Below are 15,340 nucleotides of genomic sequence, written 5' to 3'. Positions count from 1 at the left end.
AATCCTCTCCAGAAAAATCTACACTGGTTCCATCGTCACAAACCCCAACCCGCGCATCTTTCTCTCTGCCGGCGAAGCCAGCGGTGACCATTACGGCGCTCAACTCCTCACCGAACTTCGCAGACGCTACCCGCAGCTCGCCAGTTTCGGCCTGGGCGGCAACGAGATGGAAACCGCCGGCCTCAACCGCGTCGTCCGAGCCGAAGACGTCGCCCACATGGGCATCACCGAGGTCATCCGGCACATGCCCTACATCTACGGGGAGTACCGCCGCCTCGTCGCGTCCATCAAAAAGCAGCATCCCGATGTCGCCATCCTCATCGACTTCCCCGACGTCAACTTCCGCCTCGCCCGCGAACTGAAGAAACTCAACATCCCCGTGATCTACTTCGTCAGCCCGCAGCTTTGGGCATGGAAGCGTCGCCGTCTCCGTTGGGTACAGCAGCGTGTCAGCCGCATGATGGTCATCTTCCCCTTCGAAGAAGGGTTCTACCAGGCCCGGGGAGTGAACGCAGCTTTCGTAGGTCATCCCCTGGCTGAACTTCCCCTCCCCACCATTTCGCGCGAAGACTATGCCCAGCAGCACGGACTAAACCCTGACATGCCGTGGATCGCTCTGCTGCCCGGTTCTCGATCCAAAGAGGTTCGACTAAACCTTCCGACCATGCTCGACGCGGCCGCCGCGCTCGGCAACGGCTATGAATACATTGTCCCAGTCGCCTCCACCCTCAAACGTGAATGGGTCGAGCAACTTATATCTGCTAGCAAACCCGCCGGCGCAGGCCCTCTGGCGCACCTCGTCCCCGACGCTCGCGAAGGCCTCCACCACGCCCGCGCCAGCGTCGTTGCCAGCGGAACCGCCACGGTCCAGGCTGCCGTTATCGGCAACCCCTTTATCGTCGTCTATAAAGTCTCCCCGCTCACCTTCCGGCTGGCAAAACACCTCGTCCACTACCCGCCAGAGATCCCTGCCCCCCTCGACGCCGACGGCAACCTGCCCATCGCTATGGTCAACCTCATCGCCAGTCGCCGCATCGTCCCCGAGCTTCTGCAGGACCGTTTCACAGCCGAAAACGTAGCTTCCGCCCTGCGTCCCCTGCTCGCAGACGGTCCGGAACGCAGCCGGATGATCGCCGACCTCGCCGAGGTAGGCCAAATCCTCCGACCCACCTCGAAATCCTCATCCATTCTGCAGGTTGCCGATGCAGTCGAAGCACTTTTACCGCGAAATACTCCCGCAGGTGGCCGAAACGTCCCTGCAAGCGTCTAATCAATCGACCGCTGTACCATGGTGTTTTGAGGAATCTTAGCTCGCATGTCCGCTCTCTTCCGCATCCTACGAACGACATCCCTGACAGCCCTCACTCTCTGTCTTTTGACCGCCATGGTCTGGGCCGCGCCGGCTAAGCCGCAGCTCCAGATCACCAGCTATCTCATCAACGCCGACCTCGACCCCTCGGTCAACCGCCTAAGCGCCACCGCAGACGTCACCTTCACCGCACTCGAAGAGCTCACCACACCCACCTTCGAGCTGAACAACGGTCTACAGATCACCAAGGTCACGGACGCCCAGGGCCACCCTCTCGAATCCGAGCGCCTGACCAACGACAGCACCGTCCGCTTCACCCTCGCGGCGCCGATCCCGAAGGGCACCAGCACTACTTTTCACTTCACATACGCAGGCACCCTCAAAGGCTCTGAAACCAGCCCCGTCGAAGGCATCAAGCTCGCCTCCATCGAAGATCCCATCAGCATCCTGCTCTATCCCGGCCGCTGGTTCCCCATGACCGGCCTCTTCACCAACCGCTTCACTGCGGAGATGCACATCCGCGTTCCATCCGACGAGCGCGTCATAGGATCCGGCAGTGGCGTAGCCGCCGCCAAAAGTCTCCCTGGCAACCGCACCGAACACACCTTCAAGTGGTCGAAACCCGGCTTCCCCGGCACCATCATCGCCGGTAAGTTTCTTGAACCGATCACCGCTGGCAACATGCGCGTCTACGTCACCGAAAAGCACAAAGACCACGCCCACGACTTCGCCAGCCTTGGCGAGCGCGAATACCTCTTCATGTCCGGAACCTTCAGCCAGACAGAATCCACGCACATGAATCTCGTCGAACTGCCTGACGATACCGTCTCCGCCGCATGGGCCCCCGAGATCGCCGCAATCGCTGGCAACCGCATCGCCGCCCGCAACGAGCAGCGTCTGCTCTCCAACACCCTCGCCCATCAGTGGTGGGGCAGCCAGGTCTCGCCCGCAACTATGAACGACGCCTGGATCACCAACGGCATGTCGCGCTACGCCGAGCTGATGTACCTCGAGGACTCCTCCGGCAAAAACGCCTTCCAGTCCGCCATCACCGACATCTCCGCCGGCGCCTTGGCCTACGACACCGAACCCCTCACCACCATCGGCCGCCTCGACCCCTTCTCGCCTCAGTTCCAATCCATGACTCTCGAAAAAGGTGCCATGGTCTTCCACATGCTTCGCTGGGAGATGGGCGACGATGTCTTCATCAAGTTCCTCCGTGCCATCCTTTCGGAGTACGCCGACAAGTCTGTCCGCAGCTCCAACGTTCAGACCATCGCCGAAAAACAGTCCAATCTCGAACTCCAGGCGTTCTTTGCTCAATGGCTTGACGGCACCGGGGCCCCCGCATTCGCCGACAAGTACTCCGTCTTCCGCCTCGGCGACAACAAGGGCTTCCGGACCGTTGGTGCAATCACCCAGGATCTCGACCTCTTCCGCATGCCGATCGAGCTCCGCATCGAAACGGACGGCAAAACCGAGATCCGCCGCGTCGACATCTCCGGCTCCGACTCGCAGTACTCCATCGAAACCTTCGGCCGCCCCCGTCGCATCAGCATCGACCCCGAAAACTGGCTGCTGAAGAGCACCCCCGACCTTGCCGTCCGCGTCGCCGTTCTCCGTGGCCAGGAGTTGGTCGCGCAGGGAGACCTGACCGGCGCCCTTATCGAATATCAAAAGGCCCTCGACGCCAACAAGAACAGTTCGCTCGCCGCATATCGTATCGGCGAAATCTTCTTCATGCAGCGCAACTATCAATCCGCCGCCAATAGCTTCCGCGATGCCCTCCGCGGCGACGGCGATCCCAAGTGGGTCGAGGTTTGGAGTCACATCGAACTCGGCCGCATCTTCGACGTCACCGGCCAGCGCGATCGCGCCGTCAACGAGTACCGTCTGGCCGTTCAGACCAATGACAACACACAAGGGGCAGTCAACGAAGCTCGCGCCTCTATGCAGAAACCCTACAAGCGCGAACAGACAGAAAACTAACTACCCGATTCGTATGCCAAAAGCGGAGCAAATAGCATCGCCTGCGACGCATCAACCACTGCGCCTCGAATATCCTCTGCGTTCATCTGAACTCCGTCCACCACCGACCCTCGAAGATCCGCGTCGACAAGCTTCGTCTTGCTCATCTCCGCATTTCGAAGATTGCATCTTCGGAAACGCGTTCCAGACAGATCTGTTCCGTAAAAATCGGCATCCTCGAAGTTGCAGGACTCGAACTCGGACGACTTAAAATGAGAGAATCGGAACTGAGAGTACCGTTGATCCCCCTGTGAGATCAGAACATCTTGGCACTCCAGCTTTCCCGCACGAAACCCGGTCATGCGGCAGTTGATGAACTCCACTCTCACCAGGTTCATGGCTCTGGCCTCTAGATTCCCTAGATCGCAGTTCACCAGACGCACATCCGCTAGCTTGACCGAACCAAAGCGACAGTTCGATAGGTTTCCGCGCTCGACAACCGAAGCCTCGATGAAGAGCGAGGTTGCGTTGCACTCTTCAAATTGAACTCCCTCGATCAGACTTTCGGAAACCGAGATCACATCACGTTCAAAAAGAGCTTCTGCCCCACCCACAGCGATCAAATCATCGTGAACATCGGGTTCTCGACGATGGAATACAAATTCCTTAGGACCTTTGGCCTGCTTCAACTGCGCCTCCGCAAACTCTTAGTGACGAGCCATCTGTCGGCGAGCCTCCCCGACGACAGGCACTCTTCATGCTAGCGGGGTTCGTTGAATTTCGGGCAACTGGATCTATCAGGATTGTTAGCCGTGACTCAGGAACGAGACGAAAGAGTGTTTCTACTCGTACCGCAACGCCTCAATCGGATCCAGGCTCGCCGCCTTCATCGCAGGAATCATCCCGCTGATCGTTCCCACAATGATCAGAATCACCGTCGCTACCAGCACCGTGTTCGGCGAAATTAGCAGATGAATATCTCCCGCCTCCGCATTCGAAGCCAGCGCACTATAGAACGTAATCCGCCCCACACCCTTCGCCACCGCGTATGCCAACGCAATCCCACCCACGCCACCAATGCCCGAGATCACCAGCGCCTCGGCCAGAAACTGCATCAGAATATGCCTCTTCCGCGCACCCAGCGCCTTCTCGACACCAATCTCACGCGTCCTCTGCTGCACACTCACCAACATAATATTCATCAGCCCGATGCCTGCAATCCCCAGCGTCAACGCGCCAATAAACGAAAGCAATACCTGCAACCCCAGCGAGATGATCCGGAACTGTGACAACTGCTCCATGATGTTAGCCACAAACACCGCGCGACGATCGCTCGGCCGGTATCCATGCGCTGTAGCAAGCGTCTTGCGCAGCGCCTCTTCCACCATCTTGGGGTCGCCTTTATAGTCCATCCATATACCGTCGAGATACTTCGTGTCCTTGATATCGCTCATCGTCGTGAACGGCACATTTACCTGGCGGTTGATGTCGCTGTCGTCCCCCTCCTGCATCTTCGGAGTCATCACCCCCACCACCTCAAAGCTCACGCCATTCAGCCGAATCTTCTCCCCAATCGGGTACAGCCCTGAAAACAGCTTCGTCTTCGCCTCCGAGCCAATCACTGTGACATGGGCTCTCTGCTGCACATCCGCTTCGGTAATCGCCCGTCCCGCCGCAAGATCCAACTTCTGGATTGACTGCAGTTCGGGCGTAATCCCAGTCACATCCCAGCTAAAGCTATGCAGATCGTTCTGCACCGGCACGGTCTTATCCACCGTCGGAGCCACGCGCATCACGCCCGGTACCGTTTCTTGAATCCGTTCCACATCGTCCTGCGTCAAGCGAACCTGCACGCCTGCCTTCGATCCGCCCGCCTGCTCGCTCGTCCGACCAGGAAACACGCCGATCATGTTCGTTCCAAACTGCGCGAAGATATTCTCGAACGCCTGCCCGAACCCCGCCCCGTACGCTAGCAGCAACACTACCGTCGCAATGCCCCACGCCATACCCACAATCGTAATCATCGTGCGTCGGCGATTGTGCTTCATGGCCTCAATAGCCTGTCCAAGGATGTCGCTCAGCATTTGTCTTATTCCTTTCGCAGTGCTTCCACAGGAGCAAGCATTGCTGCCTGCCTCGCCGGGTAAAGTCCAGCCACAATCCCGCACAGGGTCAGCGTCCCCATCGCCATCGCCGCCGACCACGGCACCAACCGCGGCGGATCAAATCCCATATCGTTATCTCCCACAACCGAACCAAGCACCGCCATCAGAGCCGCCGCACCAATGATCCCGATCAACCCACTCAACGCCGTCAACGTCAGCCCCTCAAGAAAGAACTGGAAAAGAATGCTTCGATTCGTAGCACCCAATGCCTTTCGCAGCCCTATCTCCTTGGTCCTCTCGGTCACCGTCACCAGCATGATGTTGATAATCCCTACCGCTCCCAGCGCCAGCGTCACAATTCCAACGCCACCAAGAAACACATCCATCGCGGTAAAGATCAGTCCCACCATTCGGTTCGACTTGATCGTGTCCCACTCTTCAAATCCCTCCTTCCGAGCAGGGTCGAATCCATGGCGCGTCGCGATGACCTTGTGTACCTCAGCTTTCGCAGTCTCGTTCAGCTCTTCCGTCAGCGGCTGATACTGTATCGAGGAGATCGAATCCTGCGGAATATTGTCGCCCGTAATCGGGAAGAACTCCTGCATCGTGGTCAACGGAATATAAATCCGCTGATTACTTCCGTCGTTATTACCGCGCCCAACCTTCTTCGCTACCCCGATCACCTGAAACCGATAGCCATTCAACGTGATCACCGCGCCCAGTGCAGGCCGCCCCGGAAATAACAGCCCGACCATCCGCTGTCCGAGCACGACCACCTGCCGCCGTTCGGCAATGTCCTCTTCATTCAAAAATCTCCCCTGCGCGATCGGCAGATTCGCAATCTGCGGGTAGTTGAGCTCAACTCCCAACACCTGTCCGCCCGCACTTGAATAGTCGCTCACCTGCTTCAGATCGCTGCGATTGATGATCGAGGTCACATTCCGAACATCCGGCGCTTCAGCGCGAATCGCCGCGGCATCACTCAGCGTCAGCTTGTACGGCCGCATCCCCACATGCTGTTCCGGCAGCACCGGAATTGTTCCGCCCCACATCATGATTACATCGGTGCCAAGCTCTGCCAGCCCACGGCGCTGTCCCGAGCGAAAGCCCTCGCCCAATCCAATCAACAGCAGCAGCGAAGCCACGCCCCACGCGATCCCAAACATCGTCAGGAACGAACGCAGCTTATTAGCACCGATTGACCGGAATACTTGAGCAAAGACATTGAAAAGGGCGCGCATAGCTATGGTTGGACGAAGACTCTCCGCAATGGTCTACGCAGGGTTAATTGAAACAGTTCCCCACGAATGACAAATAAAAAACAGATAACTTAACGAACACGGAAAGGGAAACTGGAGCAGTGGAACAAGCTATCGCGTCACGGAGGAGGAAGCATTCTTTCTCAGGACGGGTTCGTCCGGATCGGCCTCTACCTGTACCGCAACTCCAAGCGTACGCAAAAAAACACGAACCGTCTCTACAACCGACGCCAGAGTTGCCCCCGGGTACAACAGGCGTACGATCGGTGCCACCACCGCATCCCCACGAACGAGATTCCCCCTCACCGCGAAACACCGCTCGGGCCGATACACACATGAAGCAAGATCCGTGATGCTCAATGCATAGCTAGGCGTACACAAGATCGTCTTCGGCGGAGCCATCCGGTCGATCATGCTGAAGATCTCCAGCTTCGACTCCAGCTCATCCGGCACAAAGTCCACTGCAATATCAGCCGTCCGCACAGCGTCTTCGACCGTCTGTGCCAACTCCAGACTTCCCGCGGCCACGCGCGCACTCAAGTCCGAATACTCTGCCTCAGCGCGCCACAGATTGGCCGGCATCACATCTTCCAGAACCACATCGAAGCCCGCAGCAACGCAAGCTAAAGCGAAGCTGCGGCCAGCCACCCCTGCCCCGATAATCGCAACCCTGCGAATCTCGGGCGATGGCTGGCCCACAGCCTCTTCCTTCACTTCTTGCTCGCGACTGCCGTGATCACGGACTCATAGCTCGGCTCCGCGGCCTTGATATGCTCGGATACGCGTTGGCGCTCCTCCTCTGTCAGCGACGGCAGCACCGCGAGAATGCGGCGCAACGTCACCGAGATGTCATCAACGTAGTTCATAGTGCGGATTGCTTCGCCAGAGAGAGGCATGCTTTGGTGCTCCTGAGAATTAAGATACCTTCCCAGTCTAAACGTTCGCGCCCAGCTCTGCCCGTTTCGACGCTTCTTCCACAGGCTTACCGGCCTCGCCACCGTCAGTGGGCTTCTCCCACCCGTCGCGATCGGTCATCACCATCAACTCGGCAAGCTGGCTCGCGAAGTCCGGATGTACCGCATTCGATCCGTACCGCCAACTCCAGTTTCCCGCACCAGCGGAAGGCGTATTCATCCTCGCCTCGCTCCCCAGGTGCAGCACATCCTGCAAGGGAAACACACAAAGATTCGCCACCGACCGGGCCGCCGCGCGAATCATCGCCCAGACAATATCTTCGTCATGATCGATCTTCTGCAGATACGTCTGCGCATTCATACGCTCCACGTCGCTCACATTATCCCGCCACCAACCCAGTGTCGTATTGTTGTCATGGGTTCCCGTGTACACCACCGTATTCGGAACATACCGGTGCGGAAGATAAAGGTGCGCTCCGCGGTCGGAGAAGCCGAATTGCAGGATCCGCATACCTGGCATTCCAAAGTGCTCTCGCAGCTCATCGACCTCAGGCGTAATCAGCCCCAGGTCCTCAGCCACAAATGGCAACTCCCCAAATACCTCCTTCAGCCGTTGAAACAGCTCATGCCCAGGAGCCTTTACCCACTGCCCGTTGATCGCCGTCTCTTCTTCTGCCGGAATCGACCAGAATGCCTCAAATCCGCGGAAGTGATCCAGCCGAATCACGTCATACAACGTCAACGATCTCCGAATCCGCGCCACCCACCAATCAAATCCGCGCTCCTTCAAGAGCCCCCACTTATAAAGTGGATTGCCCCACCGCTGCCCCGTAACTGAGAAATAATCCGGCGGCACACCAGAAACTCGAACGGGCCTGAGATCCTCATCCAGTTCGAACATCTCCGGATGCGTCCACACATCGGCGCTGTCGTAGTTCACGAAGATCGCGACATCGCCCATGATGCGAATCTTCCGCGTCACACAATATCCCTTCAACACACACCACTGTTCATTGAAGAAAAACTGAACCACTTGCTCGATCGCCAGCTCGCGTCCACGATCCGTCAGCAGTTTGCTCAACGCATCCCCGTTCCGTCGCGCATATTCAGCAGGCCACTCGTGCCAGCTCGCGTAGTCATGCATGCGACGAAGTACGTTGAACATCGCATAGTCCTGCAACCATGAACTGTTGTGCTCGCAGAATCTCTGAAACGTTGCACGTCTGTCATCGGGAGCACGATCCAGAAAATTGCCAGCCGCCTCTTCGATCAACGGCAGCTTCAATCGGAAAGCCGCCTCAAAGTCGGCAGGCCCATCATGCCCCGGTAGGCCTGCGATCCTCTCCCCCGCGATCCACCCATCGTTTACCAGTAGCTCCAAACTGATGAGTAACGGATTCCCCGCGAACGCAGACAGCGCCGAGTAAGGAGAACTCCCATACCCCGTCGGACTCAGCGGCAGCACCTGCCACATCCTCTGCTTCGCCGCCGCCAGAAAGTCCACGAACGCATAAGCCGCCGGTCCAAAGTCCCCTATCCCACCGTACGAGGGCAGCGACGTAACGTGCAGCAATACTCCCGACAATCGCTCCTGATTCTTCACTTCCCCACTCATCAAGCCCCCTCATGCAACTCCAACCTATGATGCCAGAAACCCAACACAACAGCAGACAATCGCAAAATTATCGGCCGCGTCCAAAGCCCCAGCGTGGCACAATCACCATCGCAGCAACTGCACCAACTACACCTCCAATCACTGTCTCCCAGCCCCTCGATGCAAGCAGCCTGAACGAGTGATCTCCGGTAGCAGCCATCGTGACGATCAGCGCAAAGGCGAAGGCGGCACACGCGACGTCATACCGCTCTGGAAGCGCCATCGCATAGATAATCATGGCAATTCCGGCCGCCACCCAAACCAACAGCGGCGCACGGTCTGCCACCGGAAGACACAGAAGCCCAAGCGGTACTCCGATCATCGTTCCCACAATCCGTCGTCGAACACGTTCGATCGTGCCGGCCTTCGAACTCGCAATGACGTAGGTGGATGCTGTAATCGCCCACGCGGACTCCGTGAGTCCTATGGCATCATTCAAAGCGACGATCGCGACCGCCGCCGCAGCGGCCTGCAACCCCATAAACAATGCCGGCAGCTCACTGTTCTGTGAATCTCCCGGCACGGTCGTCAGCAAGACGGCTGGATGTTCTGCCGGGCCACTCAACAGGCGCGGAACAATTGCCCCAAGAGCAGCAATCAATCCTGCAACCCCAACCATCCTCACGTCTGGAGCCGTCAGCCCAAATCCGAAGGCGAAAAGTTGGCCAAGGTAAATTTGAGACCCTATCCCGGCACCAAGAACGCCGTACCGCTTCAGATAGCCAACAAAAAAAGCCCCGACAGCAAGCGCAAGCTCCACTCCCGGTCTCCCCGGCCCCACCAAAAAGGGAGCCAGCCAAATCATCAACACCGCGCCCATGACTCCGGCTCCGCACAGCAGGACAAGATCGCGGCTCGACTCTGTCCGAACGATTCGAGCCTCAGACACACTCGCCCACAGAGCAAATCCACCCGCAAGAGCGCACAGCGACGCCCCGCCATGCAGGCCATGCGTGATCGACGGCAGCGTCCCCAGCAACGCCGCAATCCCATAAGACGTCACCAGCCGAAGCCCCTTGACACGACGGTGCGTCCCCGGATCGATTCGTTCGATCCACCCCGCAGCTCTCGACATCAACGACAAGTGACCACCAGCAATAACGTCCGACGTCCGATCGTGACCCTGGAGATTCTGTCCGCTGGTTTCCATCGAATCGTCCTTACATAAAGATCGAGAGTTGATCCACCAGCGTAGCATCGGGCTTCGCACGCGGCCGACGCCCAAACCGGCGCAAAAGACAAAAATGCCCCAGGAGATTCTTCCCCTGGGGCATCTTCAACTACGTTAGGCGAGCAACTAATTCCCTGCTGGCAAGCCCGGCTGTGCCTGCTGTTGCTTCGAGAACCTCACAGCGCCGCCCTTCTCATACTTCTGCGTCAGCTCACCGATGTACACACGGAAGATCTCCTCCCGCTGATCATTCAGCAGCTTGTCCTTCGTTGCGTTGAAATTCTTCGCAGTGTCGTCGTCCGTGGGCTCCTGCTTGTCGATCACGCTCAGAACCACTCCAACCCGTCCCGCATTGATCGGTCCTGAGATAGCACCCTTAGGAAGCGAAAACGCCACCGAACCTGCACCGCTCATGGCGCCAAGATCCGGTACCTGACCATCCTTGCCCACGAGGTCGCTCGTCTTCAGCGTAACGTTCATCTCCGCCGCAGCCTTCTTCAGATCGTTCAGCACCTTCGCCCGCTCGTCCAACTTGTTCAACTGCGCGCTGAGCAACTGAGGGACCTGCTGCTCACGATAGTCCTCGAGGATATGCGACTTGTAATCCGCAAACTCCGGAGCATGTGCCGGCTTCACATCAGTCACCTGGAACACGGCAAATCCATCGCCGGTAGCAACCGCCGCCGGATCCGCACCCTTGACCACCGAGAACGCCTGGGTCAGCAGCGGCGAACCATCAGCCAGCCCGGCAATCACGCCATCCTTCGCAACGAAGTCGGTCGTAACTGCATGCAAACCCTTGGATGCAGCCGCCTTCTCCAAACCGTTCTTCTTCGCATCTGCAGCCAGCGCAGAAGCAAACGTCTGCTCCGCCGCGCCTACCCGCTGCTGTTCGAGCACCGGCACGATCTCCGGCTTCACCTCTTCCAGCGGACGAAGATGCGCGGTCTTCTTATCCTCAACCTGCAAAATATGGTACCCAAACTGCGTTTTGATCAAATCCGACGTCTGTCCAACCGGCAGCGAAAACGCCGCCTTGTCGAACTCCGGCACCGTCTTACCAGGGTCCAGCCAACCAAGTTCGCCGCCCTGCGTCTTGCTGCCCGGATCGTCCGAATTCTTGCTCGCCAGATCCGCAAAGTTTCCGCCGCTCCTAATCTGCTTCAGGATGTCCTCGGCCTTCGCCTTCGCAGCAGCGTCAGTCTTCGCATCAGAACCCGCGGGCACCGCGATCAGAATATGGCGAACCTTCGACTGCTCCTTCACCTGGTACTGATCCTTATGCGCGTTGTAGTACGCCAGTACGTCGGCGTCTGAGATCTGCGGCTTCCCGCCAGGCAGGTTCGACGCATCGAACGAGACATACTCGATCTTCCTTGTCTCAGGAACGGCATTCGCATACTTTGCCGCGTTCGTCTTGAAGAACGCCTGCAGCTCCGAGTCCGACGGATTGATCGTCTTGCGTACATCATCGGCTGAGATCACCGCGTAATCGAACTTCACCTTGGTCCCATCGACCTTATAAGCCTCGCGCACCGCATTATCCGAGACAGAAACTCCGCCCGTGATCAACGCCTGCAACCGGTTCAGCTCCATGTCGCTCTTCACCTGCGACTCGAAGTCCCCACGAGTCGTCTGGAACGCGCTCTGGACAAAGTTGATATAGGCATCGTCGCCGATGTACTGGCCATTCGGAAACAGGTACTGCGCAAACGGTCCGGTCTGCAGCTCGCGGCGCAGATCCTCATCGCTCACCTGCAGGTTCATCCTGTCAGCCTCATGCTTTAGGATCGCCCGCTGCACCAGAATCTGCCCCGCACGCGGCAAAAAGTACGGCAGCAACGCGTCAGGAAAGTGCTGTTGCTGCAACTGCCGGCTCGCCAGCTGATTCACTTCAACCGTCTTGATCGGAGTGCTTTCGCCAAACACGCGCCCAAAATAACCAGGCTGCTTCACCGTCGCATACACAGACGAATCGTTGGTCGTCGCGTTGTCAAAGATGCCGGGCACCAGCGTAATCACCATTGTGATCACGGCAAATCCAATAATGACGGCGAAGATAATCTTCGTAATGCGGTTGTCCTGCTGCAGAATACGAATCATGCTTGACTAGAACCTTCACTTCGCGCGAAAGCCGCTCTCCACAAGGAGAATTGGCTGCGTGCCCGGGATTTTGCGTGACCTTGCGGGGAGGTCTCTCGACCAACGCCACGCCGGTTGCAGGGCAAGCGACAAGTATAAATCACTAGCCTCTGGAATTCATCTTCCGCCCGCGCCCTGCAACACAAGTGTCCATCTTTGGACGATTCGCTTCGCATATGGACACCATCAACCGTCAACAGCATCGTAGTAGCACGCTAACTAACTGACAAAAAAGGAGCTTCCCAAAAACTGTTCCGGCATCGCGATTGCTCTATTAGTCTCAAGCACAGCTTTACGAGGATCCGCATGCGCTCTCTGTTTAGTGACCTGAAGATTGCTATCCGCCACCTGTCGAAGTCCCCCGGATTCGCCGCGACGGCCATCCTGATGCTGGCCTTGGCCATTGGTGCCACCACCGCGATCTTCTCTCTCGTAGAAGGCGTTCTGCTGCGTCCGCTGCCCTTCCCCGACCCAAGCCGCCTCGTCGTCCTCGCCGACATACTGAAAGGCTTGGACACCGGCGGCGGTAACAATGAAGCCGGTGTCACCGCGCCAGACATCCGCAACTACACCCGTGATACTCACAGCTTCACAAGTTTGGGCGGTTACCAAACCACCAGCTACGAATTCTCGGGCGTTGGCGACCCAGCCAACGTCAATGCTGCTCGCATGAGCGGCGGTGTCTTTCCCGCCCTCGCCGTCCAGCCCCTCATGGGCCGCTTCTTTACGCAGCAGGAGGACGATCAGCACCAGCAGGTCATAGTCCTCAGCTACGCCACCTGGCAGACCCGTTTTCAGGGGGATCCCAACGTCCTCGGCCGCAAGGTCCTGCTCGACCGAAAGCCTTACCTCATCATCGGCGTGATGCCCCGCAACTTCGAATTCCCTCTTGTTCCTGGCCACCTTAACCGCAGTGAGTTCTGGGTGCCCATCAGCTTCCGACCGGAGGAACTTGGCATCGGTGCAGCATCGTGGAACTTTCAGATGGTAGGCCGCCTTAAACCGGGCGTAACCATCCCTCAGGCCATAGAGGACGCAAACGTTGTCGCCAAAGAGACTGTCCGGAACTATCCCGCCTTCATGGCCGGATTCAGCATCACCTCCATCGTCAGGCAGCTCGACGAAGAGACGGTCGCAGAAGCACGACCACTCGTTCGCACTCTCTTTCTCGCTGTTGCTGTCGTTCTTCTGATCGCGTGCGCGAACCTCGCCGGCCTTCTTCTGGTACGCTCCATCCGACGACGCCGCGAGATCGCCGTCCGCCTGGCACTGGGCGCCAGTTCCTCCACCCTGCTCTGGCAGGCTATCCTCGAAAGCCTCGTCCTCAGCGTATCTGGAGGTGTCTTGGGGTTGATCCTCGCTGCCGTAGCTTTGCGCGTAGGAATTCAGGCGTTACCCGAAACCCTGCCGCGGGTCAGTGAGATCGGCCTCGACTGGCCAGTCGTTGTCTTCGCTCTCGGCCTCGCGATCATAACCGGCGTCCTCTGCGGTCTCGCCCCTGCCTTCGCCGCCATTCGCACCAGCGTCAACGACACATTGAAAGAAGGCGGCCGAACTGGCACCTCAGGCGGAGGCCACGCCAGATTGCGGTCAGCCTTGGTCGTCTCTGAGATCGCCGTAGCGCTGGTCCTCTTGACCGCATCTGGGCTTCTACTTCGCAGCTTTGAAAAGATGCGCCAGGTCGATCTCGGCTTTCAACCAGACCATACACTCGTCGCCAGCTACAGTCTTCCCAGACAACAGTATGGAAACCAGACGGTCGTTAATGAGTTCAGTCACCAGCTCTTAGCGCGTCTGCAGGCTCTCCCCGGAGTGAAAAGTGTCGGCCTCACCACTTTCCTCCCTGCAAGCGGCAACAACTCCAGCAGCGCTTTTGTAGCGGAAGGCCACGTTCTGCCGCCAGCTGCGGGAGGGCTCGATCTCGGAACCTCGATCTCAGTTCAAGGCGACTACTTCCGTGCGGTTGGGATCCCGCTCCTCCAGGGCAGACTCTTTACCCCGGATGACAACGCCAGCCAGCCACCCGTCGTCATCGTCAACCACATGCTCGCCCAGCAATCCTGGCCGAATCAAAGCCCCATCGGCAAGCGGTTTCGTATCGGCTCAGAGAGCATGACAACCCCTTGGGCAACCGTAGTCGGCGAAGTCGCGGACGTGAAAGAGAACTCACCCGATCTCCCCTTGAAACAGCAGTACTACAAGCCTGTCGAACAAGAGGAAGCGATGGCGGGTTCGCTCGGCTCCCCGACTGACATCAGCGGCGATGGCGGATACATCGCAGTGCGAACCTCACTGGCTCCCGAGCAGATGGAGAATCTCTTACGCTCTACCGTGCACTCTATCGATCCGCAGCTTCCACTCACCCAGGTCCAGAGTATGGAGCACGCCCTCTCAGACACGGAAGCTCCACGCCGTTTTAACACCGCTCTGATCTCCTCCTTCGCCTTCATCGCTGTCTTGTTGGCAGTCCTGGGCATCTACAGCGTCATCGCGTTTTCGGTCGCGCTGCGCGTGCAGGAGATGGCAATTCGGATGGCTCTCGGATCTCAGCGCGCGGGTATCGTTCGCCTGGTCGTTATCTCGGGTGCCAAACTCGCATTCATCGGTTGTGCAATAGGTCTGGTAGGAGCCTTCGCCGCCTCCCGGCTCATTAAAACCTTCCTCTTCGGCGTCAGCGCATTCGACCCAATCGTGCTTACCCTTGCGACACTCTCGCTCCTGCTACTTGCGCTGGCCGCCTCTCTGCTTCCGGCGCGTCGTGCAGCCTCTGTCGACCTCACCCAGGCACTACGGTCCGAGTAGCGAAGGAGAATCCGAG

Annotated in this window: 11 protein-coding genes; 3 read left to right on the top strand and 8 right to left on the bottom strand. The window is 58.2% G+C overall.

Translation table 11 applies throughout. The features are described 5' to 3' along the window. The first annotated feature begins 1 nt into the window (after position 1). Positions 2-1,270 carry a lipid-A-disaccharide synthase gene (lpxB, locus tag HDF14_RS19595; protein WP_313899645.1) on the top strand — a complete coding sequence of 423 codons (1,269 nt, stop codon included), beginning with the start codon at positions 2-4 and terminating at the stop codon, positions 1,268-1,270. Positions 1,271-1,315: 45 nt separating this feature from the next. Next, a complete protein-coding gene (locus HDF14_RS19590; RefSeq protein WP_183980019.1) occupies positions 1,316-3,298 on the top strand; it encodes a M1 family aminopeptidase in 1,983 nt (660 codons plus the stop codon). On the opposite strand, the gene HDF14_RS19585 is transcribed toward HDF14_RS19590, so the two are convergent. The 8 genes from HDF14_RS19585 to HDF14_RS19550 all read right to left on the bottom strand — a co-directional run bounded on the left by HDF14_RS19585 (position 3,295) and on the right by HDF14_RS19550 (position 12,483). Beyond that, positions 3,295-3,966 (bottom strand): pentapeptide repeat-containing protein, encoded by a 672-nt coding sequence (locus HDF14_RS19585; protein ID WP_183980017.1) that lies wholly within the window; start codon positions 3,964-3,966, stop codon positions 3,295-3,297. The two genes, HDF14_RS19590 and HDF14_RS19585, sit on opposite strands and share 4 nt — an antisense overlap. A 153-nt stretch (positions 3,967-4,119) precedes the next feature. Next, entirely contained in the window at positions 4,120-5,361 is a 1,242-nt protein-coding gene (locus HDF14_RS19580; RefSeq protein WP_183980015.1) for an ABC transporter permease, read from the bottom strand. A 5-nt stretch (positions 5,362-5,366) separates the two neighbouring features. After that, positions 5,367-6,548: an ABC transporter permease gene (locus HDF14_RS19575; RefSeq protein WP_313899640.1), complete on the bottom strand. Its 1,182-nt coding sequence runs from the start codon at positions 6,546-6,548 to the stop codon at positions 5,367-5,369. A gap of 204 nt (positions 6,549-6,752) precedes the next feature. Next, entirely contained in the window at positions 6,753-7,355 is a 603-nt protein-coding gene (locus HDF14_RS19570) for a 3-hydroxyacyl-CoA dehydrogenase NAD-binding domain-containing protein (RefSeq protein ID WP_313899639.1), read from the bottom strand. Next, complete coding sequence (locus tag HDF14_RS19565) at positions 7,352-7,537, bottom strand: hypothetical protein (RefSeq protein WP_183980011.1); 186 nt, start codon at positions 7,535-7,537, stop codon at positions 7,352-7,354. The genes HDF14_RS19570 and HDF14_RS19565 overlap by 4 nt, the downstream gene beginning before the upstream one ends. Positions 7,538-7,574: 37 nt before the next feature. Further along, positions 7,575-9,170 carry a 4-alpha-glucanotransferase gene (malQ, locus tag HDF14_RS19560; RefSeq protein ID WP_183980009.1) on the bottom strand — a complete coding sequence of 532 codons (1,596 nt, stop codon included), beginning with the start codon at positions 9,168-9,170 and terminating at the stop codon, positions 7,575-7,577. Positions 9,171-9,237: 67 nt separating this feature from the next. Continuing rightward, complete coding sequence (locus HDF14_RS19555; RefSeq protein WP_183980007.1) at positions 9,238-10,359, bottom strand: FUSC family protein; 1,122 nt, start codon at positions 10,357-10,359, stop codon at positions 9,238-9,240. Between the two features lie 147 nt (positions 10,360-10,506). After that, a complete protein-coding gene (locus HDF14_RS19550; protein ID WP_183980005.1) occupies positions 10,507-12,483 on the bottom strand; it encodes a peptidylprolyl isomerase in 1,977 nt (658 codons plus the stop codon). Positions 12,484-12,828: 345 nt separating this feature from the next. On the opposite strand from HDF14_RS19550, the gene HDF14_RS19545 reads away from it, so the two are divergent. Next, positions 12,829-15,324 carry an ABC transporter permease gene (locus tag HDF14_RS19545; RefSeq protein WP_183980003.1) on the top strand — a complete coding sequence of 832 codons (2,496 nt, stop codon included), beginning with the start codon at positions 12,829-12,831 and terminating at the stop codon, positions 15,322-15,324. The last annotated feature ends 16 nt before the right edge of the window (positions 15,325-15,340 follow it).

The sequence above is a fragment of the Tunturiibacter gelidiferens genome (assembly GCF_014201335.1).
In the GTDB taxonomy this organism is placed as follows: Bacteria; Acidobacteriota; Terriglobia; order Terriglobales; family Acidobacteriaceae; genus Edaphobacter; species Edaphobacter lichenicola_E.
This window is presented reverse-complemented; position numbering and strand designations above follow the sequence as displayed.